Here is a 22,924-nt window from a genome sequence, read left to right on the forward strand (position 1 = left end):
TGTGAAAGCCTCCCGGTCGGTCCACGACGGCCCGGGCAGCGCTTATACGCCCTCGACGGGAGCCTGTACAGAGGCGTCTCGTCCTGTGAGAAGAACCGCTATGTGATCTCCGCCACCGCGTGTGCGGTGACGGGTGGGGGAAGGTGCACAGTCGGTCCGCGCGCTGTCAGGGGTGTCGCGGGCCGCGCACATCCGGACCCCGGTGGCCCCACGCCCCGGGCACCACAGAGTGGACACCCCCACGTGAGCAAGGACGCCGTCAACACGGCCCTGGACGCGTCGCCCGCCGACGCCGCCCAGGCGCCCGCCGACGCGGGCGACGCCGGTTACAGCAAGGACCTCAAGAGCCGCCACGTCAACATGATCGCCATCGGCGGCGCGATCGGCACCGGCCTTTTCCTCGGCGCCGGCGGTCGCCTCCACGACGCGGGCCCCGCGCTCGTCTTCGCGTACCTCGTCTGCGGAGTCTTCGCCTACTTCGTCGTGCGCGCCCTCGGCGAGATGGTCGTCTACCGGCCCTCGTCCGGCTCCTTCGTGTCGTACGCGCGTGAGTTCCTCGGCGAGAAGGGCGCCTACGTCGCCGGCTGGATGTACTTCCTGAACTGGTCGATGACGGGCATCGCGGACATCACCGCCATCGCCCTGTACACGCAGTACTGGAGCGCGTTCACCTCCATACCGCAGTGGGTGCTCGCGCTGATCGCCCTCGCGGTCGTGCTCAGCGTCAACCTCGTCTCCGTCAAGTACTTCGGCGAGATGGAGTTCTGGTTCGCGATCGTCAAGGTGGCGACCCTCGTCGCCTTCCTGTTCGTGGGCATCTTCCTCGTCGCCACCCAGCACCCGATCGACGGCCAGACACCCGGCCTGCACATGATCACCGACCACGGCGGCTGGATGCCCGGCGGCATGATGTCGGTGATCCTCGTCATGCAGGGCGTCGTCTTCGCGTACGCGGCCCTGGAGCTGGTCGGCGTCGCCGCCGGCGAGACCGCCGAGCCGCACAAGGTCGTCCCGCGTGCCGTGAACTCCATCATGTGGCGCGTCGGCATCTTCTACTGCGGCTCGGTGCTGCTGCTCGCGCTGCTGCTGCCCTCCTCCACGTACAAGGCGGGCGAGAGCCCCTTCGTCACGCTCTTCTCGAAGCTGGGCGTCGGCGGCATCGGTGACATCGTCAACCTCGTCGTCCTCACCGCCGCGATGTCCTCGCTCAACTCCGGCCTGTACTCGACGGGCCGCATCCTGCGCTCCATGGCGATGACGGGCTCCGCCCCGAAGTTCACCGCCCGGATGAACCGCAGCCAGGTCCCCTACGGCGGCATCCTGCTCACGGCCGGGGTCGGCGTCCTCGGCGTCGGCCTGAACTACCTGCTGCCCGCCGACGCCTTCGAGATCGTCATCGAGATCTCCTCCATCGGCATCATCGGCACCTGGGTCATGATCATGGTGGCGCATCTGGCGTTCGTCCGCCGCGCCAAGCAGGGCCTGGTGGAGCGGCCCTCCTTCCGGCTGCCGTGGTCGCCGGTGATCGAGATCGTCACGATCGCGTTCCTGGTGCTCGTTCTGGCCCTGATGTGGAACGACTCCGAGACCGGCCGCAAGACGCTCTCCCTCGTCCCGATCGTCGCCCTCGCCCTGGTGATCGGCTGGTACACCTCCCGCAAGCGCATCGCGCGCCGCACCGAGCAGGAGCCGTCGGAGCCCGGCGACAAGTCCTGATCCGCGGGGTGTACGTCCCCGCCGCCCGGGCAGGCGGGAAGTGCCCGTCCCGGCACGCGCGTTGGGGCCGCGTGCCGGGCGGGTAGGACAGGGGCATGGCGCTCGTACCGCGTGATGTCCCCCTCCTGCCGGGTCCCCTGGCCCTGTACGCGGCGGCGGTGGTGGCGCTCGTGCTGACCACCGTCCGCCGCAGGCCCCGCGTCCTGGCTCCCGCACCACCCGCCCCGGGGCCCGCGCCGGCGCCGGCCACGCTCCGCGCCCACGTCGTGCCCCCGCATCCCGCCCCGGCCGACCCCCGGCACGCCGCCGCCGTCACGGACCTGTGCACCTGCGTGGCGGAACTGGCCTCCGACCTGGCCCGCCGCCCCCCGAACCCGCCGCCCCCGCGCTGACCGGGGCGCCCTCGCCCCGCGAGCCGGCGACCGCGCGCCCCGGTCCCGCTCACCTGCCGAGCAGCGCGTCCGCCTCCACGGTGCGCGAGTACCGCACCTGGTGACGCTGCCGCCGGCGCAGCACGAGTCCGCTGCGATACAGCACCGACAGGTGGTACGAGACCGTGGCGGGGGCGAGCGCACAGCGTTCGGCCAGTTCACCGGTGGTACGGGGGCGGTCGAGGTCCGCGAGGAGGGCGGCCCTGCTCCGGCCGAGCAGCCGCCCGATCGCCGGCGCCCCGGACCCGTCGGGCCGCGCGCCCGCGCCCGCCGCCGGACAGAACAGCACCAGATCGCCCGCGGGCTCCACCTGAACGCCGATGCCCGTGCCGTGCGCGGTGGGAACGAGGACGACCTCGCCGCCCGCCGTCGCCAGCGTCTCGCGGTACCCGCCCTTGCGCAGATCGAGGCGGGTACCGCTGCGGGTGACCGAGGGGTGCAGCGTCTCCAGCAGGTGCCCCACGCCGTGCGCGGCCATGACGCGTGCCCGGGCGGACAGGTCGGCGTCCAGGGTGGCGCGCACACCGCTCCACTGGTCGGCGAGGACGTCGTCCCAGAACTGCCGCAGCCCGCCCGCCGCCCGCCGCCCGAAGTCGCCCGCCTCCAGCGCGGACAGCACCGGCGCGGGCACCGGCCCCGCCCCGAACCGCACCCCGGCCACTTGGCGCACCGCCTCCGGCGCGGGCGTCGCCGCCGTCATCGCCACCTGCTCGGCGAACACGCTCCCCGCGGGCCCCGGCGCGGGCTTGGGCGTCAGCAGGTCCGGCATGTACGTCAGCCCGCCCCGCCCGTCCGGCTGACACCGGGCGATCAACGCCACGTCCGGCCGGCGCAGCGCCCACCGCGCCGCCGGTCCCGGGTCCCCGAACACCGGATGCCGTCGCCCCGCCGCTGCCAGCCGCAGCCACAGCACGGCCTCGTAGGCGGGGGAGAGGGCGAGCCTGACCCGGCTCAGGCTGGTCGCGTCGAGCGTCACCGAGATCACCCCTGGATCGTAGGGACGCGCCGCGCATTCGAAGAGGCTCGAATCACTCACAGCCGCGATAGCTCCGGTAGTTGGCTGATCCCAGACGCTCCGCGGACGGCGGACGCGTCCGGTGGCGGAGCCCGCCGCGCGGGACGGCCGGAGGAACGGAGCCGGCCAGCACGGCGGGCTCCCCTGACAGGGGAGAGACATGACCAGGATGCGTGAGTGGAAGAAGCAGGCCGCGCTGGTCGCGGCGGGGGCGGCGCTCGTGGGCACGGCACTGGCCGCGCCCGTGCACGCGGCTCCGGCGGGGCAGGGGGCTCCCGCGTTCCAGGCCCAGGCAGAGCGGGCGGGGCTCACCCCCGCGCAGACGCGCACGCTCCAGAACGAGGTACGCGGCTACCTGCGGCAGTTGGGCGGCACCCAGGTCTCCGCCAACCGCATCGACTGGCCCGACGGGCACATGGTCGTCGCCGCGCCTGGCCAGAAGCGGGCCCGCGACCTCGCCGCGCCCCGGTCCGCGACCGGCATCAACTCGTGCGACTACAAGTACTTCTGCGGCTGGTCGGGTGCGCACTTCACCGGCGGCTTCTGGGAGCGCACGAGCTGCACGTACCACGAGATCCCCGACGGCTGGAACAGCGGCGGCTCCTGGTGGAACTACCAGACCCCGGGCACGGTCGCCCGCATGTACGGCAAGAGCTACAACCTCGTCTACCAGACCCGCCCCGCGAGCCGCGACTACGAGGTCTTCGACGAGACCGGCGACTGGCATCCGGTCTGGTACGTCAAGCCCTGCTGACCCCGCCCCGGCGGGAGCCGGGGACGCGGCGGGCGCATACTGGGGAGTACGGCACATCCGTCCCAGGGGTCTCAGGGGTCCCGGGGGTACGGCAGTGCCGTACGCCTTGGCGTCGTCCCGCGGGAAGTGGCATGAAACAGAGCGACCCCGACCCCGAGCCGCCCCCGCCCGGCGGCATCCTCTGGGACACCGCGGGCGACATCCGCTCGCTGCTGGCGCTGCCCGCCGCGTTCGTCCTCCAAGTCGCCCACCCCGCCGTCGGCGCGGGCGTCGACGACCACTCCGTCTTCCGTACGGACCCGTGGGGGCGCGGCGCCCGCTCCCTCACGTCCGTCCTGCTGTGGGTGTACGGGGGTGAGCGCGCCGTCGACGAAGGGCGCCGCCTGCGCCGGCTGCACCGCACGATCCAGGGGACGGACGCGCGGGGCCGCCGGTATCACGCGCTGCGGCCCGACGCGTACGCCTGGGTGCACGCCACCGGGTATCCCGTCGCCCGCTACGCCCGGCGGTACTTCGCGCGGCCCTTCACGGCGGAGGAGGACGAGCGGTTCTACGCGGAGTGGCTCATGGTCGGGCGGATCCTCGGCATCCATGACCGGGACATGCCCGCGACGACCGCGGAGTTCTGGCCGTACTACCGCGAGATGCTGGCCGCGGAGGTCGGGCGCAACGCCGTCGTCGACGAGCTGGTCTCGCCTCGGCGGGTGATTCCGGCTCCGCCGGGGGCGCCTTGGGCTCTGCGGGTGGTGTGGCCCGGGGTGCGGAGGGTGCTGGCGCGGGGGATGGCGTTCTTGTCGGTGGGGCTTTTGCCGCCGGAGGCGCGGGGGGCGCTGGGGCTTTCCTGGTCTTCCCGGCAGGAGAGGCGGCTCCGGCGCGTGGCGGCGCTCGTACGCCTGACGGTGCCGCGGCTTCCGTCCCGGTACGGGTATCTGCCTCTGGCGTATCGGGCGCGGACGGCTGCGCTCGGCCAAGGCGGGCTGCGCAGTTCCCCGCGCCCCTGAGGTGACAGCCCCGTCGGGCGGGTCGTTCGCGCTCGACTCTCGTCGTGGCTGATCGCGCAGTTCCCCGCGCCCCTGGGTGGGTGGGCCTGCCCGTGGTTCGTCACCTTTCGGCCGGTGGGGCTTCTCGCGCAGTTCCCCGCGCCCCTGAAGCATGCACTGCGTGCAGCTTCCCCTATGGAGGTGGCGGCGAAGCCGCCCCTCCAGGGGCGCGGGGAACTGCGCGAGCAACCACGACGAAAGTCGAGGTCACTCACCGGCCGGGGCCACCCACTTACCCAGGGGCGCGGGGAACTGCGCAAAGCGGTACTGCAAGGGGGCTTCACTGGACCCGCATACCCGGCCCCCGCCGGAGAGGTGCTGTCAGTGGAGGGTGTTTGTCGCGGCGATCTTTTTCCAGGATGCCGGTCGCGCAGGCGCCTTGTTCACGATTCCGCGCGCGGACGCCACCGCCGGCTTGGACTCCTGGTAGAGCCACGTGTCGAACAGCCCGCGCAGCTTCTTGCCGGAGACCTTCTCCGCGTAGGAGATGAAGTCACCGACGGTCGCGTTCCCGTAGGCGTGCGCCTGAGGCCAGCCCTTCAGGATGGCGAAGAACTTCTTCTCGCCGACGGCGTTGCGCAGCGCCTGGATGGCGACGGCCCCCCGGTCGTAGACGGCCGCGGAGAACTGGTCGTCGGCCCCCGGATCCCCCGGCTTGACCTTCCAGAAGGGATCGTCGGCGGGGTGCTGCGCGTACACGTAGTCCGCCAGCTCCTGCGCCGTGCCCTCGCCCTCCTTCTCCGACCACAGCCACTGGCTGTACCGCGCGAAGCCCTCGTTGATCCAGATGTCCTTCCAGCCGTTCACGGAGACGCTGTCGCCGTACCACTGGTGGGCCAGCTCATGGACGACGACGGAGACGTTGGAGCCGTTCGCGAACTGCTTGGGGGAGTAGAACGGCCGGGTCTGCGTCTCAAGCGCGAAGCCCGAGGGGACGTTCGGCACGTATCCGCCGAGCGCCTCGAAGGGGTACTTGCCGTAGACGGACTCCAGCCACTCGGCGACCTCGGTGGTGCGCTCGACGCTGGCCCGCGCGGCACCCGCGTTCGCCCCGAGGTCCTTGCTGTAGGCGTTGACGACGGGGATGCCGTCGGCCGTCGTGTCGGTCGTGATGTCGAACTTGCCGACCGCGAGCGTCGTGAGGTAACTGGCCTGCGGATGGCTGGAACGCCAGTTGTACCGCGTCCACCCGAGCTTCGAACTCTGCGACTGGAGCGTGCCGTTGGATATGGCCTGCGTCCCGTCGGGCACGGCGACCGACACGTCGTAGGTCGCCTTGTCGAGCGGGTGGTCGTTGGAGGGGAACCACCAGGCCGCGGACTCCGGCTCGTTGGCGAACACCGCGCCGTCCGGCGTGCGTTGCGGCGAGGTGAAGCCCCACAGCTTCAGATCGGTCGGGTTGCCCGCGTACTTGACGACGACGGAGAACGGCGTGCCCTTGGGCAGCCCCGCCTTCGGCGTCACCTGGAGCTCCTGCTCACCGGCCTTGGCGAACGCGGCCGGCTTGCCGTTGACCCGCACCTCGCTCACCGCGAGCCCGAAGTCGAGGTCGAAGCGCGACAGATCCTGCGTGGACGTGGCGAGAAGCGTCGCCGTGCCCTCCAACACCCCGCTCTTGGGCTGGTACTTCAGGCGCAGGTCGTAGTGGGAGACGTCGTAGCCGCCGTTCCCGTACGTCGGGTAGTAGGCGTCGCCGATGCCCGCGGCCCCGGGCGTGAAGTCGGCCGCCGATGCCGGGATCGCCAGCAGGAGGGAGGCCGCGAGGGCGCCGGGGGCGATGAGTCTGCGGTACACAAGAAGCTCCAAGTCGTAGGAACACGCGGAGGGTTGCTCTCGTACGCGAGCCTATTGAGCACCGCCCGCCCCGGTCACGTCCACCGCACCCCTTGTCACATGATCGCCATTCGGCCGACATGCGCCACATGTCCCACGCGCCTGACACCGGTGCGTGCGGCCCTCTGTCGCGCGGGAGACGACCCGTGTACCTTCCGCGCCATGCCGATACCCGTCAGACGCACCCGCCGCCCCTGGCGCACCCTCGCCGCCGCGGCCGTCGCCGCCCTGCTCGCCGTGCTGCTCACCCCCGCGGCCGCCCAGGCGGCGCCCCCCACAGCCCGCGCCTCGCAGCCCGTCTACTCGTATGAGAACGCCATCCGCGAGTCCGTCTGGGTCGACACCCGGCTCGACGGCGACGGCGACGGCCGCACCGACCGCGTCGCCGTCGACATCGTCCGCCCCCGCGAGGCCGCCGCGAAGGGCCGCAAGGTCCCCGTGATCATGGACGCCAGCCCGTACTACTCCTGCTGCGGACGCGGCAACGAGAGCCAGAAGAAGACGTACGACGCGGCCGGGAACGTCGTCCAGATGCCGCTGTTCTACGACAACTACTTCGTGCCCCGCGGCTACGCCTTCGTCGGCGTCGACCTCGCCGGCACCAACCGCTCCGACGGCTGCGTCGACGTCGGCGGCGCCTCTGACATCCAGTCCGCGAAGGCCGTCGTCGACTGGCTCAACGGCCGCGCCAAGGGCTACACCACCCGCGCCGGCACCCAGCGCGCCACCGCCGGCTGGACCAACGGCCGCACCGGAATGATCGGCAAGAGCTACGACGGCACCGTCGCCAACGGCGTCGCCGCGACCGGCGTCGAGGGCCTCAGGACGATCGTGCCCATCGGCGGCATCTCCTCCTGGTACGACTACTACTTCCAGCAGGGCGCCCCGCTGTACGACTCCGGCCCCGAGTGGCTGTCCGACTACGTGGAGAGCCCCGCCGCCCGCGCCCGCTGCGCCGCCGTACAGAAGCGACTTGTCGACGAAGCGCCCCGCACCGGCGACTGGACCCGGCTGTGGCAGGAACGCGACTACGTCAAGGACGCCCGCAAGGTGAAGGCCAGCGTCTTCGTCGTCCACGGCATGCAGGACCTCAACGTCCGCGCCAAGCACTTCGGCCAGTGGTGGGACGCCCTCGCCAAGAACGGCGTCGAGCGCAAGATCTGGCTCTCCCAGACCGGCCACGTCGACCCGTTCGACTACCGGCGCGGCGCCTGGGTCGACACCCTGCACCGCTGGTTCGACCACGAACTCCTCGGTTACGAGAACGGCGTCGACCGCGAGCCGATGGCCGACATCGAGCGCACCCCCGACCACTGGACCACCGAGAAGGTCTGGCCGCCGCGCGCCACCCGGGCCACCACCCTGCGCCCCGGCCAGGGCGACGCCCCCGGCGTCGGCACCCTCGGCCTGAAGACCGGCTCCGGCACCGAGACCTTCACCGACGACCCGGCCCTGAGCGAGACCGACTGGGCGGCGGCCGCCGACAGCCCCACCCCCGCCAAGACCGGCTTCGTCAGCCGCCCGCTCGGCGAGGACCTGCGCCTGTCCGGCTCCTCCACGGTCACCGTCACGGCCACCCCGACGACCGCGAGCGCCCACCTCAGCGCCGTCCTCGTCGACCTCGGCCCGGCGACCATCCGCGACTACGCGGGCGCAGGTGAGGGCATCACCACCCTCACCGACCGCAGTTGCTGGGGCCCGAGCACCGCGGGCGACAGCTCCTGCTTCCTGAAGACGGCGACCGCGACCGCCGACGTGAACGCCACCGTGTTCAGCCGCGGCTGGGCCGACCTCGGCACCTACGCCGACCCGGCCAAGGGCCGCCCGCTCACCCCCGGCAAGCCCTACACGCTGACGATCTCGCTGGCCGCCGCCGACCACGTCGTGCCCAAGGGCCACCGGCTCGCGCTGATCGTCGCCGGCACCGACAAGGACCTCATCGACCCGCCGGCCACTCGCCCCACCCTCACCCTTGACCTGGCCCGCAGCGCGGCCCGCGTCCCGGTCGTCGGCGGCCCCGGCGCGGTCGCCGAGGCCACCTCGGGCCACGCGCGCGCCCTCCCGCACGCCAAGGGCGCCGACGGCGTGAGCACCCTGCGCCGGGCGCGTCCGGTCCCGGGCGACGGTTCGTGACACGCGCCCGCACTCTCGTGCCGGCCGTGGTCGTGGTGGCGCTCGGCGCGTCCGCCCCGGCCCCGGCCGGCGCCGCGCCGGCCGTGCCGCGCACCGGGTTCGAGCAGAGCCACGGCGCGCGGTGGACCGGCCAGGACGAGGAACAGCGGCTCCTCGCCGCCGCCGACCGGGACTCCGACCGCGTGTCGGTGTCCCGGATCGGCACCACCCGCGAAGGCCGCCCCCTGCGGCTCGTCCGCGTCGGCGGCCACGCGCGGGCCACCACCACCGTCCTCCTCGTGTGCAGCCAGCACGGCGACGAACCCGCCGGACGCGAGGCGTGCCTGACCACCGTCCGCGACCTCGCCTACACCAAGGACCCGGCCACCGAGAAGTTCCTGCGCCGCACCACCCTCCTCGTCGTCCCCACCGCCAACCCCGACGGCCGCGCCGCCGACACCCGCGGCAACGCCGAAGGTGTCGACATCAACCGCGACCATCTCGCCCTGAAGACCCCCGAGGCCCGCGCCCTGGCCGCCGTCCTGCGCGACCGCGCCCCGGACGTCGTCTACGACCTGCACGAGTACGGCTCCACCCCCGGCTCCTACGACAAGGACCTCTTCGACCTCTGGCCCCGCAACCTCAACACCGCGCCCGCCGTCCACGACGCCTCCCGCGCCCTGTCCGCGCACTACGTCAGGCCCGCCGCCCACCGCGCCGGACACACCACGGGCACGTACGGCATCTGGACCGACCCCGCGACGGGGGAGCCGGTCAAGCAGGTCGCGGGCGACGGCCAGGAACGCGTCCTGCGCAACATGGCCGGCGTCAAGCACAGCGCAGGGCTGCTCATCGAGAGCCGCGTCGACCCCGGCACCCCGGCCGAGGCCGCCGACCCCGCGCGGAACAACCGGCGGCGCCGTGACTCCCAACTCGCGGCACTCGGCGGGCTGTTCCGGTTCGCGGGAGAGCGCGGGAAGCAGGTGGCGGCGGCCACCGCGGCGGCCCGTACGGCAGGGCTGCGCGGCGGCGGACCGGTCTATCTCGGCGGCGCCGACAACGACCCCGCCGACCCCGCCGAGATCCTGCAACACCCACCCTGCGGCTACCGCCTCGACCCCGCCCAAGTCGCCGATTTCGGGGACGAGTTGGCGCTGCACGGCATCACCGTACGGAGATCCGGTGCGGGTGCCTTCGTGCCGGTGCGGCAGTCGCGGCGGGCGCTCGTGACCCTGCTGCTCGACGCGCGGGCGCCCTACCGGCTGACGGCCGGGAAGCCGGTCGAGCGCTGCTGAACACCCGTGCGGGGCAGGCGCGTCGGGCGCCCGCCCCGCGTCCGGGTCAGGCCGCGACCGCCAGTTCCGCCGCCTCCCGCGCGCAGCCCCAGGCCACCGTCACGCCCGCGCCGCCGTGCCCGTAGTTGTGCACCAGGACCCGGCCCGGCGCCGGCACCTCGCGCTCCACACGCACCGCGGGCCGCGCCGGACGCAGCCCCACCCGGTGCCCGAGGATCCGGGCCCCCGCTATCTCCGGGCGGATCGCCGCGCACCGCTTCACGATCGCCTCCGCCGTCGCCGGGTCAGGGTCGAGCGACCAGTCGTCCACCTGCGCGGTGCCGCCGAGCAGCAGCCGTCCGCCCGGCTGCGGGATGAAATACGTCGTCGCGTCCGACTCCGGGTCGGCGGCCGTGAACCACGACGTGATCCCCGGATTCTCCACGATCACCAACTGCCCGCGCACCGGCCGCACCGACGGATCCGGCACCAGCTCCCTCGCCCCGAGGCCCGTACAGTTCACGACGACCGGCGCGGGCACCCGCTCCAGCGCGTCGACCTCACGCTCCTCGTACACGCCGCCCGCCGCCGCCAACTCGCCGCGCAGCCACTCCAGATGCGCCGGCATGTCGAGCACCGGCAGCCGCGCCGCCAGCCCCTCCGGGGTGTCCCGCAGGCCCGCCACCCGCTCCGCCCACGGCCCGAGCCCCGCGAGCAGCGTCCCGCCCAGCACCCCGTCCGCGAACCGCACCCCGGTCACCTCGGGCCGCCGCGCCCACTCCTCGTAGACGGCCAGCGAGCGCAGCGACCACGGCCCGACCCGCTCCACCGGATCGATCCGGTACGGCCACCACAGGCCGCCCGCGACCGCCGACGTGGTCCGCGCCGCGCTCTCCCGCGCCCACACCCGCACCCGGCGCCCCAGCCGCGCCAGCTCCAGGGCGGTGGCCAGGCCGCTGACCCCGCCGCCGACCACGATCACTTCCGCGTTCGCATCACTGTTCATCAGCGGACCGTAGCGGAACGTGCCGTACCGGACTCAACACATGCGCGAGGTGGGGATCCTCACAGCGGCCCGGCGGGGCGCCCCGGGTCCGGCCGCGGCCTCGACGGCGGCGGGGCGCACGGGCGCATTAGGATCGGCGGCCTGATGACTGCCACTCTCGTAGCCAAGAACCTCGCCGCGGGCCACGGTGACCGCTCCCTGTTCACCGGCCTCGACCTCGTCGTCGCCCCCGGCGACGTGATCGGCCTCGTCGGCGCCAACGGCGCGGGCAAATCCACCCTCCTGCGACTGCTCGCCGGGCTCGCGACGCCCGAGGAGGGCGAGCTGCGCCTGTCGCCGCCGACCGCGACCGTCGGTCATCTGCCGCAGGAGCCCGAGCGGCGCCCCGGCGAGACCGTCCGCGCCTTCCTCGCCCGCCGTACCGGCGTCACCGAGGCCCAGCGCCTCATGGACGAGGCGACGCAGGCCCTCGTCGACGGCGCGCCCGGCGCCGACGACGCGTACGCCACCAGCCTGGAGCGCTGGCTCGACCTCGGCGGCGCCGACCTCGACGAACGCGCCGAGGAGGTCACCGGCCAGCTCGGCCTGCGCGTCGGCCTCGACCAGACCATGACCTCGCTCTCCGGCGGCCAGGCCGCCCGCGCGGGCCTCGCCTCCCTGCTGCTGTCCCGCTACGACGTCTTCCTCCTCGACGAGCCCACCAACGACCTGGACCTCGACGGCCTGGAGCGTCTGGAGACGTTCGTACGGGGACTGCGCGCCGGCACGGTCGTCGTCAGCCACGACCGCGAGTTCCTGACCCGCACGGTGACCAAGGTCCTCGAACTCGACCTCGCCCAGCAGCAGATCAACCTGTACGGGGGCGGCTACGACGCCTACCTGGAGGAGCGCGACGTCGCCCGCCGCCACGCCCGCGAGGAGTACGAGGAGTACGCCGACAAGCGCGCCGCCCTCGAAGGCCGCGCCCAGATGCAGCGCTCCTGGATGGACAAGGGCGTCAAGAACGCCCGGCGCAAGGCGAGCGACAACGACAAGATCGGCCGCAAGTTCCGCAGCGAGGCGAGCGAGAAGCAGGCGGCGAAGGCCCGGCAGACGCAGCGCATGATCGAACGCCTCGACAGCGTCGACGAACCCCGCAAGGAGTGGGAGCTGCGCATGGAGATCGCGGCGGCCCCGCGCTCCGGTGCGGTCGTCGCCGCGCTGCGGGACGCCGAGATCACCCGCGGCGACTTCCGCCTCGGGCCCGTCACCCTCCAGATCGACTGGGCGGACCGCGTCGCCATCACCGGACCCAACGGCGCCGGCAAGTCCACGCTGCTCGCCGCGCTGCTCGGGCGGCTGCCGCTGGACGCGGGGCACGCCACGCTCGGCTCCGGGGTCGTCGTCGGCGAGGTCGATCAGGCGCGGGCGCTCTTCCACGGGGAGGAGACTCTGCTCGACGCGTTCTGCGCGGCCGTGCCGGAGACCGAGCCGGCGGAGGTGCGGACGCTGCTGGCCAAGTTCGGGCTCAAGGCGGACCATGTGCTGCGGCCCGCGTCCTCCCTGTCGCCGGGGGAGCGGACCCGGGCGGGGCTCGCGCTGCTCCAGGGGCGGGGGGTCAACCTCCTTGTCCTCGACGAGCCCACGAACCATCTCGATCTGCCGGCCATCGAGCAGCTGGAGTCGGCGCTGGCGAACTATGCGGGGACGTTGCTTCTGGTGACGCATGACCGGCGCATGTTGGACGCGGTGCGTACGACTCGGCGGGTACAGGTGTCATCGGGGACGGTGACCTCTGTGGTCTGACGGTTCGTCTCTGTGCGTGGTCGTCTTACGGTGGGTGGGTGGCTGGTCGCGCAGTTCCCCGCGCCCCTGTCGGGGCGACTTCGTCGCCACCGCCTCCCCTGGGGAGCTGGGGCGCAGCCCCGCTCCTCAGGGGCGCGGGGAACTGCGCAACCTCAGCTGCAAGCAGCCTGTGCTGAAGAACTCCCCAGGGGCGCGGGGAACTGCGCGAGAAGCCCAACCCCGGGCAGAAGGTGACCGGCGACCTCAGCGGAGCGTCACGCCAGGCCCGCCTTCTTCAACGCGTCAGCCATCGCGGAGTTCGCCGGCGCCGGCCCAGACCGCCCCGCCCCCGCCCCCTTACGAGACTTCTGCTGAGGCGGCTTCCGCTCACCCCCACGCCCCCGGCGACCGGAATCCCCGGAACCGGAACCGGAACCGGAACTCCCGGCACCCGAACCCCGGGCGGAGCCCTTCTCGTCGTCCAGCCGGAGCGTCAGCGAGATCCGCTTGCGCGGCACGTCCACATCCAGGACCTTCACCTTGACGATGTCACCGGGCTTGACGACATCCCGCGGGTCCTTCACGAACGTACGGGACAGCGCCGACACATGCGCCAGCCCGTCCTGGTGGACGCCGATGTCGATGAACGCCCCGAACGCGGCGACGTTCGTCACGACGCCCTCCAGGATCATCCCGGGTTCCAGGTCGGAGACCTTCTCGACGCCCTCCTTGAAGGTGGCCGTCTTGAACGCGGGCCGCGGGTCACGCCCGGGCTTCTCCAACTCCTTGAGGATGTCCGTCACCGTCGGCAGACCGAACGTGTCGTCCACGTAGTCCGCCGCCCGCAGCGAGCGCAGCGTCCCCGTGTCGCCGATCAGCGAGCCGACCTCCCCGCCGGTCGACTGGGCGATGCGCCGCACGACCGGATACGCCTCGGGGTGCACGGCCGACGCGTCCAGCGGGTCGTCGCCGCCCCGGATGCGCAGGAAGCCCGCGCACTGCTCGTACGCCTTCGGGCCGAGCCGGGCGACGTCCTTGAGGCCCTTGCGGCTCTTGAACGGCCCGTTCGCGTCGCGGTGCGCCACGATGTTCTCCGCGAGGCCGGAGCCGATGCCGGAGACGCGGGCGAGCAGCGGCGCGGACGCGGTGTTGACGTCCACGCCCACCCCGTTCACACAGTCCTCGACGACCGCGTCGAGGGAGCGCGAGAGCTTCACCTCGCTCAGATCGTGCTGGTACTGGCCCACACCGATGGACTTCGGGTCGATCTTCACCAGCTCGGCCAGCGGGTCCTGCAGACGCCGGGCGATGGAGACCGCGCCGCGCAGCGACACGTCCATGTCCGGCAGCTCCTGCGAGGCGAACGCCGACGCCGAGTACACCGACGCGCCGGCCTCGCTGACCATGACCTTCGTCAGATTCAGCTCGGGGTGGCGGGCGATGAGGTCGCCGGCGAGCTTGTCCGTCTCGCGGGAGGCCGTGCCGTTGCCGATGGCGATGAGGTCGACCGCGTGCTCCTTGGCGAGCTTCGCCAGCTTGGCGATCGACTCGTCCCACCGGTTCGCCGGGACGTGCGGGTGGATGACGTCCGTCGCCACGACCTTGCCCGTCGCGTCGACGACGGCGACCTTCACGCCCGTACGGAAACCGGGGTCGAGGCCGAGCGTCGCGCGCGTGCCCGCGGGGGCGGCGAGCAGCAGGTCCCGCAGGTTCGCCGCGAACACCCTGACCGCCTCGTCCTCGGCGGCCGTCCGCAGCCGCAGCCGCAGGTCGATGCCGAGGTGGACGAGGATGCGGGTGCGCCAGGCCCAGCGGACCGTGTCGGCGAGCCACTTGTCGCCGGGGCGGCCCTCGTTGCGGATGCCGAAGCGGGCCGCGACGATCGGCTCGTACGAGCTGGGCGCGCCGTCCTCGACGGGCTCCTCCGGCTCCAGCGTCAGTTCGAGGACGTCCTCCTTCTCGCCGCGCAGCAGCGCGAGGACGCGGTGCGAGGGCAGCTCGGTGAAGGGCTCCGCGAAGTCGAAGTAGTCGGCGAACTTGGCGCCGGCCTCCGCCTTGCCGGCCTTGACCCTGGCCGCGACCCGGCCGCGCGTCCACATGCGCTCGCGCAGCTCACCGATGAGGTCGGCGTCCTCGGAGAAGCGCTCGGTGAGGATCGCGCGGGCGCCGTCCAGCGCGGCCTGCGCGTCCGCGACGCCCTTCTCGGCGTCCACGAACGCGGCGGCAGCGGCGGCGGGCTCGACCGTCGGGTCGGTCAGCAGGCCCTCGGCCAGCGGCTCCAGGCCCGCTTCGCGCGCGATCTGCGCCTTCGTGCGCCGCTTCGGCTTGAACGGCAGATAGATGTCCTCAAGGCGCGCCTTGGTGTCGGCGGCCCGGATGCTGGCCTCCAACTCCTCGGTCAGCTTGCCCTGTTCCCGTACGGAGTCCAGTACGGCGGTGCGCCGCTCCTCCAGCTCGCGCAGGTACCGCAGCCGCTCCTCCAGCGTGCGGAGCTGGGCGTCGTCAAGGGACTCGGTGGCCTCCTTGCGGTAGCGGGCGATGAAGGGCACCGTCGAGCCGCCGTCCAGCAGCTCGACGGCGGCCTTCACCTGCCGCTCCCGTACGCCGAGTTCCTCGGCAATCCTGCCTTCGATGGACCCAACAGTGGGTGTCGCCACGATCCCGTACCGCCTATGTCGACTGACGTTGCGCCGCAATTGTGGCAGGTGGCACCGACAACGGGGGATCAGGGCAGGTCGCCGCCGCGCGCGCCGCGTACCCCGTCAGTGCGAGGAGGCGCCGCCGAAGAGGCGGGCCAGCGCGCGGAACGGCAGCGTCACCACGGTGGCGACCGCCCCTCCGATCTGGCGCAGGACATCGGCGATGGCACGGAACATGGGCACTCCTCTCGTCGGACCCCGGCCGTGGCCGGCCGGAGGTCGTCGTGGCGAGCGGGTACCCGCTGTGACCGGTTCAGACGTCAGGCGGCGGCCTTTCCGATCAGGTCGGCGGGGAAGGCGCCCGCTTCGAGCGCCGCGCCGATGAACACGGAGCCCAGTTCGGTCAGCCGGGCCACGCCCTCGTCGCCGAGGTGGTCGTAGGGCGCGCGGTCCATGAGGTCCGTCTGCTCCTCGATACGGGCCCGCAGCGCCGCGCCCTCCTCGGTCAGCGTCAGCTCCGCGTCCTCGGTGAGCAGCCCGCGCTCGCGCAGCCGGCCGGCCGCCGCGTCGTAGTCCTGGCGCGTCCAGCCGCGCGTGGCGAGCAGGAACTTCGGCGCCATGCCCTTGCCGGTGGCGACATGGCTGACCAGCGCCTCCACCGGGTCGAGCCCGGCGGCGAGCAGCGCCGCGAGGTGCCCGTCGCCCCGGTGCTCGCGCAGCAGGGTCGCGGCGTGCCAGTACGCGAGGTGCGGCTCGGCGGGGACGGGCAGGTCGGCGTGGGCCGCGTACAAGGGGCGCGCGGGCCGGGCGCACGCCTCGGTGGCGCGCAGCGCGAGCCGTGCCGCCTCGGCCATCTCGGGGGAGGCGAGCGCGTCGTCGCCGATCAGCCGGCGCAGGGTCGCGTCGACGGCCCGCAGCCGCGCGTCGAGCACGGTCTCCGGGGAGGCGGCCTGCCAGACGGCGGGCACGTGCCGGGCGACCAGGTCGTGGCTGAAGTTGTAGAAGGTGGCGGTCACCGTGCCCGCGCCGACCGCCCCGAGCGCGGCGGAGCGCGCCGCGAAGTAGGCGGCGTTCCGGTCGCCGATCCCGACGGCGGCCAGCTCCTTGTGCAGGTCGGGCGAGAAGTAGTGCGTGGAGTGGAACGGGTTGAGGACGTGGTGACAGCGGCGTGCGGCCCGCAGGCGGGGGTCAGTGGTCATGCCCGTACGTTACCGACCAGTCGGTACGCCTGGGAACGCCTCTGCCCGTCCGGGCCTGAGGGTTGCGGTCCGTGGGCTTTTCGTCCGACCGTCTCGTCGTGGCTGGTCGCGCAGTTCCCCGCGCCCCTGGAGGGGCGACTGCGTCGCACCCTCCCCCCTGGGGGAAGCCGCACGAAGTGCATGCTTCAGGGGCGCGGGGAACTGCGCGAGAAGCCCCACCGGGCCGCAGATGGTCGAGGTCGGCCCTGGTGGAACGCCGCCGCCCCGCGTTCTCACACCGTCCAGGTGAAGCGTGGCGCCCGGCGCTCCAGGAAGGCCGCGACGCCCTCCGCCATGTCCGCGCTCGCGTCCGCCTCCCGCGCCCAGTGCTCGTCCCGGTCGGTGCGGCCCGCCGCGAACTCCTTCGCCGCCGCCTGCGTCAACTGCGAGCGCGAGACGAGCGTACGGGTGAACTCCGCGACCCGCGCGTCCAGTTCGTCCGCCGGCCAGGCCTCGTCCACCAGGCCCGTGCGCAGCGCCCGCGCGGTGTCGATCAACTCGCCCGAGAACAGCAGGTGTTTCGCGGTCGAGGGCCCCACCAGCGACACGAGCCGGCGCGTGGACGACGCCGGATAGACGATGCCGAGCTTCGCGGGCGTCACCCCGAACCGCGCGCCCTCCTGCGCGAACCGCAGATCGCAGGCCGCCGCCAACTGGCAGCCCCCGCCCACGCAGTACCCCCGCACGACGGCCAGCGTCGGCTTCGGGAACGCGGCCAGCGCCTCCTCCGCCGCGACCGCCAGCTTCTGCGCCGCCCCCGCGCTCCGGCCGAGCGTGGAGATGTCCGCCCCGGCGCAGAACGTCTCGCCCGCGCCCGTCAGCACCAGGGCGCGTACGGCGGGGTCGGCCGCGAGCCGGTCGAGCAGCGGCGGCAGCGCGGACCACATCGCGTCCGTCATCGCGTTGCGCCGGGCCGGATGGTCGATGACGACGGTGGCGACACCGTCGGCGCTCTCGTGCGTGAGCCGCTGCGGGGTGGGGGAAGCCATGCGCGGGATGCTATCCGGCACCTGCGAACGTACGATCGGTAAGGGGTGCGTCGCCGGGAGGAGTCACCGATGGCCGAGACCGACGGAAGCGACCCGTTCGCGGGCCGGGCCGGCACGCCGGGGGAGCGGGACACCGCCCACCGGAGCCGCAGACTGCGCCGGGGGCTCGGCTGGATCGCCCTGCTGGGCGGGCTGCTCGTCCTCGCGGGGCTCGTGGGCCTCGTCTACACCGCGTTCGCCACGCTGACCTCGATGCTCCTGTTCGGCTGGCTGCTGCTCATCGGCGGCCTGATCGGACTGCTGCACGCGATCGAGTCGCGCGGCACGAACTACTTCTGGCTCGGCGTCGTCGTCGCCGCCCTCAACCTCGCGGCGGGCGTCGTCGTCATCCGCCACCCGGAGGGCACCGCCGAGGCCCTGACCATGTTCGCGGCCCTGCTCTTCCTGACGGGCGGCGTCTTCCGGCTGGTCGGCGGAGTCGTCGTACGGGGACCGCAGTTCGGCTGGACCATCGTGCAGGGCGCGTTCGGCCTGCTGCTCGGCATCCTCGTCCTCGGCAACTGGCCGCACAGCAGCCGCTATGTCATCGGCTGCTTCTTCTCTCTGGCTCTGCTCTTCGACGGGCTCGGCCTGCTCGCCACCGGCCTGGGCGGGCGGCGCATCGTCAACCTCGTACAACAAGCTGAAGAGGCACCGAAAGGCACACAACCGGGGCAGGGTCGGTCGCAGGGCTGACCATTTGATGCTTCTGCGGTCAAATTCCGTCGATAGGCGCTGACTTCTGGTCAGTGAACCGGCGCCGACCGGTGGGTTCCCACACTCGAAGGGTGGTGACAATCGAGCGCAAGGGCGGCGACCGGACAATGAGCGAGCACGGGTGGGGGCACCGCCCGCGTCCTCACGACGGCGGGGCGGATCCCGCGCAGCGGCCACCGGGCGGGGCGCTGCCGTACGAGGGAGTGTGGCGGTTCACGGCGCAGGCGGTCGACGCCTCCGTGCCGCAGGCCCGCCGGGCGGTCCGTGAACTCCTCGCCCGTCAAGGCGTACCCGCGTCCGACGACCTCGTCCACGGCCTGCTGGTGATCGTCTCCGAACTCGTCACCAACGCCGTCAAGCACGCCGCCCTGCTCTCGCCGATGCTCGCCGTCGAGGTCGCCGTCGGCGCCGAGTGGGTCCGCGTCTCCGTCGAGGACGACCACCCCTACCGCCCGACCGCCCTGGAGGCGACCAGCGGCCAGACCGGCGGGCGCGGCCTGCTCCTGGTCCGCGAGATCACGCTGGAGGCGGGCGGCGTCTGCGACGTCGAGCACACCGCGAGCGGCGGCAAGGTGATCTGGGCCGCGCTGCCCCTCAAGCCCGCCCAGCACTTCTGACACCGGCCCGCCAAGAGCCGAGCCCGCCGCGCGCCCGGTGACGACGACGGCCCCCGCACGCCGAGGCGCGCGGGGGCCGCGGAACGTACGGCGAGCCGCTACCAGCCGGCCGACGAGCCCGTCAGCTCCCGGATCGCGGGCCGCGCCGCGTCGAGCACCGTCATGAACCACGCCGAGAACGGGTCCTTCTCATGCCGCTCGGCCAGCTCCCGCGCGGTCACGTACGCGGTCGCGCCCACCTCCTCCGGGTCCGGGTCCGGCGCGGCCTGCACCAGCCCGACGAAGAGGTGGTTGTACTCCTGCTCCACCAGGCCCGAGGCCGGGTCCGGGTGGTTGTAGCGCACGGTGCCGGCCTGCGCCATCAGCGACGGCGAGACGCCCAGCTCCTCGAACGTGCGCCGGGCCGCCGCCGCGAACGGCGCCTCGCCCGGGTAGGGGTGCCCGCAGCACGTGTTCGACCACACGCCGGGGGAGTGGTACTTGCCGAGCGCCCGCTGCTGGAGCAGCAGCCGCCCCTGCTCGTCGAAGAGGAACACGGAGAACGCCCTGTGCAGGAGGCCCGGCGGCTGGTGCGCCGTGAGCTTCTCCTCGGTGCCGATCGTCCTGCCGTCCTCGTCGACGAGTTCCAGCAAGATCGCTTCTCCGGTGCCGCTCGACGAACTGTGCGCCGCGGTGGCAGGTGTGATCGGCATACCCATCCTTCGCTTCGGTCCTTCACCAAGTCTGCCGTACCGGACAGACTCTCCCGGCCCATGCCGCGCCCCGCATGTCCCCGCCCGGCGCGCACCGGGCGGGGACGGACGCGAGGACGGCTCAGACGCCGAACGCGGCCGGGTAGGTGATCGTGCCCATCGGCACCGGACGGGAATCGTCCGCCGGGCCCAGGACCAGCGCCATCATCGCCTCGTCCGGCACGTCGAACGGGGCTCTGATGCCGTACGCCGACGCCGGTACGAAGCCGAACCTCGGGTAGTACGCGGGATGTCCGAGCACCAGTACGAGGTGTTCCCCGGACCGGCGCGCGGCGTCCAGGACGGCGCGCACGACGGCGCCGCCCGCCCCCTGACGCTGATGGTCCGGGAGTACGGCGACGGGCGCGAGGGCGGCGGCGGGGGCGCCGTCCACCGTGCAGCGGGTGATCAGTGCGTGCGCCGCGACGCTGCCGTCGGGGGCCAGGGCCACGTGGGACAGGCCCTCCAGCCAGGCGTCCGGGTCGGCGCGCAGGGCGTCCACGAGGTCGGCCTCGGCCTCGGTCTCGAACGCGGCGGCGTTCACCGCGTGCACGGCGGCGCGGTCACCGGGTGCCTCGGGGCGGGTCGGCCAGCGGCGGGACAGAGAGGTGGTGCGGGAGTCGGTCAACTCGATGCCTTCGATGCGGGGCCCCGGCGGGGCGCGGCACGCGGGCGTGCGGCGCGGATCAGCCGTGAAGGGCCCGAGGAACGGTGGGGACGTACCTGTCGCTGCGCAGGGCAGCGTTCACCGCGACGACAGTCATCGACCCACCTCCTCGAAATCCTGGCCAAAGTATCACGCAAGGCCACCGACCGCCCGTCAGGGCCGCGAGCGGGGCCGTTTGGGAGCCCTCACGAGCCCTCGTCCGGCAGCCTTCATCCGGCAGCCCTCATCCGGGAGCCCTCAGTGGCAGAGCTTCGCCTCGTGCTCAGCGTGTCCGCTCGGCTCCAGCTGGAACGTGCAGTGCTCCACGTCGAAGTGATCGCCGAGGCAGCCCTGCAACTCGTGCAGCATCTTCTCGTTGCCGATGGTGCTCAGCGCCTCCGGCGTCACCACGACATGCGCCGACAGCACCGGCATCCCCGAGGTGATCGTCCACGCGTGCAGGTCATGTACGTCCTCCACGCCGGGCAGCGCCAGGATGTGCGCCCGCACCTGCGCCATGTCCACGCCCTTCGGCGCCGACTCCAGCAGCACGTTCAGCGTCTCGCGCAGCAGCTTCACCGTACGGGGCACGATCATCAGGCCGATCAGGATCGAGGCGATGGGGTCGGCGGCCTGCCAGCCCGTCGTCAGGATGATCACCGCGGAGATCAGCACCGCCAGCGACCCGAGCGCGTCGGCCGCCACCTCCAGGAACGCGCCGCGCACGTTCAGGCTCTCCTGCTGCCCCTTGACCAGCAGCGACAGCGAGATCATGTTCGCCACCAGGCCGATCAGACCGTAGATGATCGTCAGTCCGCCCGCCGTCTCGGCCGGCTCCATGAACCGCTGGATCGCCTCGTACAGCACATAGCCGCCCACGCCGAGCAGCAGCAGGCAGTTGGCGAGCGCCGCGAGGATCTCCGCGCGGGCGTAGCCGAACGTGCGCTGCTCGCTGGCCGGACGGTTGGCGAAGTGGATGGCGAGCAGCGCCATGGCGAGCCCGAGCGCGTCCGTCGCCATGTGCGCCGCGTCGGCCACCAGGGCGAGCGAGTCGGCCACGATGCCGCCGACGATCTCCACCACCATCACCGTCAAGGTGATCGACAGCGCGATGCGCAGCCGCCCGCGGTGTGCCGCCGCCGCGGTCCCGGTCGTCGGTCCCTGCCCATGGTCGTGGCTGTGCCCGACGCCCATCGCAACCGCCCTCCGCATCGCTCGCCCCGCCGCCCGAGGCCGGGCGGCGATCACAGTGAACTACGGGTGGGGGGTATATGCAAACACTGCACTGAACACCGTTGTCATTGCCCTGACCTGCGGAAACGTCACGCCGGAAGTACGCAGGTCAGAGCGCCGGTCCGGACTGTCGAGCCGCCTGCGGATGCCGCAGACACCAGCCCGCCCACGCCGTCTCGACCATCTCCCGTACCCCGCGCGACGCCGTCCAGCCCAGCTCCTTCGCGGCCAGCTCCGAGGACCCCACCGCGCGCGGCGCGTCCCCCGGGCGGCGCGGCTCGACGACCGCCCGCAGCTCCGTCCCCGTGACCTCGGTGATCACGTCGATCAGCTCCCGCACCGAGGCGCCCCGGCCGGTGCCGATGTTGAGCGTCAGATCACCGGCCGCGTCCGGCGCGGACAGCCTGCGGGCCGCGGCGAGGTGCGCCTCGGCGAGATCGGCGACGTGCACGTAGTCCCGTACGCACGTGCCGTCCGGCGTCGGATAGTCGTCCCCGAAGATCCGGGGGGCCTCGCCCCGGGTGAGCCGGTCGAAGACCATCGGGATGATGTTGTAGACGCCGATGTCCGCCAGCTCCGGGGCCGCGGCGCCCGCCACGTTGAAGTAGCGCAGGCACGCCGTCGCCATGCCGTGCGCCCGGCCCGCCGCCCGTACCAGCCACTCACCGGCCAGCTTCGTCTCGCCGTACGGGTTCACCGGGGCGCACGGCGTCGACTCCGTGATCAGCTCGGCGGCCGGATCGCCGTACACGGCCGCCGACGACGAGAACACGAACCGGCGCACGCCCGCGTCCGCGACCGTCTCCAGGAGCGTGGCGAGGCCGCCCACGTTCTCCCGGTAGTACAGCTCGGGCCGCTCCACCGACTCACCGACCTGCTTGTGCGCGGCCAGGTGCACGACCCCGCTCACCGCGTGCTCCGCGCACACCCGGCGCACCAGCTCCGCGTCCAGCGCCGAACCCCGCACCAGGGGCACGTCCTCGGGCAGCCGCTCCGGCACCCCCGACGTCACGTCGTCGAGGACGACGACGCGCTCGCCGGCGCCCGCCATCGCGCGCGCCACATGTGCCCCGATGTACCCGGCTCCGCCGGTGATCAGCCATGTCATGACGCACCACCCTAAGCCGGTC

Annotated in this window: 20 protein-coding genes; 9 read left to right on the forward strand and 11 right to left on the reverse strand. The window is 72.9% G+C overall.

Going from position 1 to position 22,924, the window contains the following annotated elements:
* Nucleotides 1-243 precede the first annotated feature (243 nt).
* Both ACZ7LY_RS17690 and ACZ7LY_RS17695 read left to right on the forward strand, forming a co-directional pair.
* A complete protein-coding gene (locus ACZ7LY_RS17690) occupies nucleotides 244-1,716 on the forward strand; it encodes an amino acid permease (protein WP_471625511.1) in 1,473 nt (490 codons plus the stop codon).
* Between the two features lie 95 nt (nucleotides 1,717-1,811).
* Nucleotides 1,812-2,108, forward strand: a complete 297-nt coding sequence (locus tag ACZ7LY_RS17695) for a hypothetical protein (protein WP_471625512.1) — start codon at nucleotides 1,812-1,814, stop codon at nucleotides 2,106-2,108.
* Between the two features lie 49 nt (nucleotides 2,109-2,157).
* Here the strand turns inward: ACZ7LY_RS17695 and ACZ7LY_RS17700 are convergent, their stop codons facing one another.
* Nucleotides 2,158-3,132, reverse strand: a complete 975-nt coding sequence (locus ACZ7LY_RS17700) for a winged helix-turn-helix domain-containing protein (RefSeq protein ID WP_471625513.1) — start codon at nucleotides 3,130-3,132, stop codon at nucleotides 2,158-2,160.
* A gap of 190 nt (nucleotides 3,133-3,322) precedes the next feature.
* Between ACZ7LY_RS17700 and ACZ7LY_RS17705 the strand changes: the two genes are divergently transcribed.
* Both ACZ7LY_RS17705 and ACZ7LY_RS17710 read left to right on the forward strand, forming a co-directional pair.
* Nucleotides 3,323-3,916 (forward strand): peptidase inhibitor family I36 protein, encoded by a 594-nt coding sequence (locus ACZ7LY_RS17705; RefSeq protein WP_471625514.1) that lies wholly within the window; start codon nucleotides 3,323-3,325, stop codon nucleotides 3,914-3,916.
* 131 nt (nucleotides 3,917-4,047) lie between these two features.
* Entirely contained in the window at nucleotides 4,048-4,917 is an 870-nt protein-coding gene (locus ACZ7LY_RS17710; protein WP_471625515.1) for an oxygenase MpaB family protein, read from the forward strand.
* Nucleotides 4,918-5,277: 360 nt separating this feature from the next.
* Here ACZ7LY_RS17710 and ACZ7LY_RS17715 read toward each other — a convergent pair whose 3' ends face one another.
* Nucleotides 5,278-6,750, reverse strand: a complete 1,473-nt coding sequence (locus ACZ7LY_RS17715) for a M1 family metallopeptidase (RefSeq protein ID WP_471625516.1) — start codon at nucleotides 6,748-6,750, stop codon at nucleotides 5,278-5,280.
* 201 nt (nucleotides 6,751-6,951) lie between these two features.
* Between ACZ7LY_RS17715 and ACZ7LY_RS17720 the strand changes: the two genes are divergently transcribed.
* A complete protein-coding gene (locus ACZ7LY_RS17720) occupies nucleotides 6,952-8,922 on the forward strand; it encodes a Xaa-Pro dipeptidyl-peptidase (protein ID WP_471625517.1) in 1,971 nt (656 codons plus the stop codon).
* A complete protein-coding gene (locus ACZ7LY_RS17725; protein WP_471625518.1) occupies nucleotides 8,919-10,196 on the forward strand; it encodes a M14 family metallopeptidase in 1,278 nt (425 codons plus the stop codon). Before ACZ7LY_RS17720 ends, ACZ7LY_RS17725 begins: the two co-directional genes overlap by 4 nt.
* Before the next feature lie 46 nt (nucleotides 10,197-10,242).
* On the opposite strand, the gene ACZ7LY_RS17730 is transcribed toward ACZ7LY_RS17725, so the two are convergent.
* Nucleotides 10,243-11,181 carry an FAD-dependent oxidoreductase gene (locus tag ACZ7LY_RS17730; RefSeq protein ID WP_471625519.1) on the reverse strand — a complete coding sequence of 313 codons (939 nt, stop codon included), beginning with the start codon at nucleotides 11,179-11,181 and terminating at the stop codon, nucleotides 10,243-10,245.
* Between the two features lie 144 nt (nucleotides 11,182-11,325).
* Between ACZ7LY_RS17730 and ACZ7LY_RS17735 the strand changes: the two genes are divergently transcribed.
* The gene (locus ACZ7LY_RS17735) at nucleotides 11,326-12,966 is read left to right on the forward strand and encodes an ABC-F family ATP-binding cassette domain-containing protein (RefSeq protein WP_471625520.1); all 1,641 of its coding nucleotides are present in this window, start codon (nucleotides 11,326-11,328) and stop codon (nucleotides 12,964-12,966) included.
* Nucleotides 12,967-13,220: 254 nt separating this feature from the next.
* Here ACZ7LY_RS17735 and ACZ7LY_RS17740 read toward each other — a convergent pair whose 3' ends face one another.
* From ACZ7LY_RS17740 to ACZ7LY_RS17755, 4 genes are all read right to left on the reverse strand, one after another.
* Nucleotides 13,221-15,602, reverse strand: a complete 2,382-nt coding sequence (locus tag ACZ7LY_RS17740) for a Tex family protein (RefSeq protein WP_471625521.1) — start codon at nucleotides 15,600-15,602, stop codon at nucleotides 13,221-13,223.
* A gap of 105 nt (nucleotides 15,603-15,707) precedes the next feature.
* Nucleotides 15,708-15,821, reverse strand: a complete 114-nt coding sequence (locus ACZ7LY_RS17745; RefSeq protein WP_471625522.1) for an LPFR motif small protein — start codon at nucleotides 15,819-15,821, stop codon at nucleotides 15,708-15,710.
* Nucleotides 15,822-15,904: 83 nt separating this feature from the next.
* The gene (locus tag ACZ7LY_RS17750) at nucleotides 15,905-16,783 is read right to left on the reverse strand and encodes an SCO6745 family protein (protein ID WP_471625523.1); all 879 of its coding nucleotides are present in this window, start codon (nucleotides 16,781-16,783) and stop codon (nucleotides 15,905-15,907) included.
* 272 nt (nucleotides 16,784-17,055) lie between these two features.
* The gene (locus ACZ7LY_RS17755; protein WP_471625524.1) at nucleotides 17,056-17,811 is read right to left on the reverse strand and encodes an enoyl-CoA hydratase/isomerase family protein; all 756 of its coding nucleotides are present in this window, start codon (nucleotides 17,809-17,811) and stop codon (nucleotides 17,056-17,058) included.
* 69 nt (nucleotides 17,812-17,880) lie between these two features.
* On the opposite strand from ACZ7LY_RS17755, the gene ACZ7LY_RS17760 reads away from it, so the two are divergent.
* Together ACZ7LY_RS17760 and ACZ7LY_RS17765 are read left to right on the forward strand one after the other, a co-directional pair.
* The gene (locus ACZ7LY_RS17760; RefSeq protein WP_471625525.1) at nucleotides 17,881-18,546 is read left to right on the forward strand and encodes a DUF308 domain-containing protein; all 666 of its coding nucleotides are present in this window, start codon (nucleotides 17,881-17,883) and stop codon (nucleotides 18,544-18,546) included.
* Between the two features lie 128 nt (nucleotides 18,547-18,674).
* A complete protein-coding gene (locus ACZ7LY_RS17765) occupies nucleotides 18,675-19,184 on the forward strand; it encodes an ATP-binding protein (protein ID WP_471625551.1) in 510 nt (169 codons plus the stop codon).
* 98 nt (nucleotides 19,185-19,282) lie between these two features.
* Here the strand turns inward: ACZ7LY_RS17765 and idi are convergent, their stop codons facing one another.
* From idi to galE, 4 genes are all read right to left on the reverse strand, one after another.
* The gene (gene idi / locus ACZ7LY_RS17770) at nucleotides 19,283-19,876 is read right to left on the reverse strand and encodes an isopentenyl-diphosphate Delta-isomerase (RefSeq protein WP_471625526.1); all 594 of its coding nucleotides are present in this window, start codon (nucleotides 19,874-19,876) and stop codon (nucleotides 19,283-19,285) included.
* A 121-nt stretch (nucleotides 19,877-19,997) separates the two neighbouring features.
* Nucleotides 19,998-20,543: a GNAT family N-acetyltransferase gene (locus tag ACZ7LY_RS17775; protein WP_471625527.1), complete on the reverse strand. Its 546-nt coding sequence runs from the start codon at nucleotides 20,541-20,543 to the stop codon at nucleotides 19,998-20,000.
* Between the two features lie 276 nt (nucleotides 20,544-20,819).
* On the reverse strand, nucleotides 20,820-21,755 hold the full coding sequence (locus tag ACZ7LY_RS17780) for a cation diffusion facilitator family transporter (RefSeq protein ID WP_471625528.1): 936 nt from the start codon (nucleotides 21,753-21,755) through the stop codon (nucleotides 20,820-20,822).
* Nucleotides 21,756-21,903: 148 nt separating this feature from the next.
* Nucleotides 21,904-22,902 (reverse strand): UDP-glucose 4-epimerase GalE, encoded by a 999-nt coding sequence (gene galE, locus ACZ7LY_RS17785; protein ID WP_471625529.1) that lies wholly within the window; start codon nucleotides 22,900-22,902, stop codon nucleotides 21,904-21,906.
* Nucleotides 22,903-22,924: the final 22 nt, after the last annotated feature.

Source organism: Streptomyces sp. NPDC107550, from assembly GCF_055639095.1.

What these genes read in the sequence shown, in the direction of transcription:
- ACZ7LY_RS17765 (WP_471625551.1), top strand. Translation starts at nt 18,675, where the DNA reads ATGAGCGAGCACGGGTGGGGGCACCGCCCGCGTCCTCACGACGGCGGG.
- ACZ7LY_RS17755 (WP_471625524.1), bottom strand. Translation starts at nt 17,811, where the DNA reads ATGGCTTCCCCCACCCCGCAGCGGCTCACGCACGAGAGCGCCGACGGT.
- ACZ7LY_RS17730 (WP_471625519.1), bottom strand. Translation starts at nt 11,181, where the DNA reads ATGAACAGTGATGCGAACGCGGAAGTGATCGTGGTCGGCGGCGGGGTC.
- idi (WP_471625526.1), bottom strand. Translation starts at nt 19,876, where the DNA reads ATGCCGATCACACCTGCCACCGCGGCGCACAGTTCGTCGAGCGGCACC.
- ACZ7LY_RS17720 (WP_471625517.1), top strand. Translation starts at nt 6,952, where the DNA reads ATGCCGATACCCGTCAGACGCACCCGCCGCCCCTGGCGCACCCTCGCC.
- ACZ7LY_RS17735 (WP_471625520.1), top strand. Translation starts at nt 11,326, where the DNA reads ATGACTGCCACTCTCGTAGCCAAGAACCTCGCCGCGGGCCACGGTGAC.
- ACZ7LY_RS17750 (WP_471625523.1), bottom strand. Translation starts at nt 16,783, where the DNA reads ATGACCACTGACCCCCGCCTGCGGGCCGCACGCCGCTGTCACCACGTC.
- ACZ7LY_RS17695 (WP_471625512.1), top strand. Translation starts at nt 1,812, where the DNA reads ATGGCGCTCGTACCGCGTGATGTCCCCCTCCTGCCGGGTCCCCTGGCC.
- ACZ7LY_RS17710 (WP_471625515.1), top strand. Translation starts at nt 4,048, where the DNA reads ATGAAACAGAGCGACCCCGACCCCGAGCCGCCCCCGCCCGGCGGCATC.
- galE (WP_471625529.1), bottom strand. Translation starts at nt 22,902, where the DNA reads ATGACATGGCTGATCACCGGCGGAGCCGGGTACATCGGGGCACATGTG.
- ACZ7LY_RS17760 (WP_471625525.1), top strand. Translation starts at nt 17,881, where the DNA reads ATGGCCGAGACCGACGGAAGCGACCCGTTCGCGGGCCGGGCCGGCACG.
- ACZ7LY_RS17780 (WP_471625528.1), bottom strand. Translation starts at nt 21,755, where the DNA reads ATGGGCGTCGGGCACAGCCACGACCATGGGCAGGGACCGACGACCGGG.
- ACZ7LY_RS17745 (WP_471625522.1), bottom strand. Translation starts at nt 15,821, where the DNA reads ATGTTCCGTGCCATCGCCGATGTCCTGCGCCAGATCGGAGGGGCGGTC.
- ACZ7LY_RS17705 (WP_471625514.1), top strand. Translation starts at nt 3,323, where the DNA reads ATGACCAGGATGCGTGAGTGGAAGAAGCAGGCCGCGCTGGTCGCGGCG.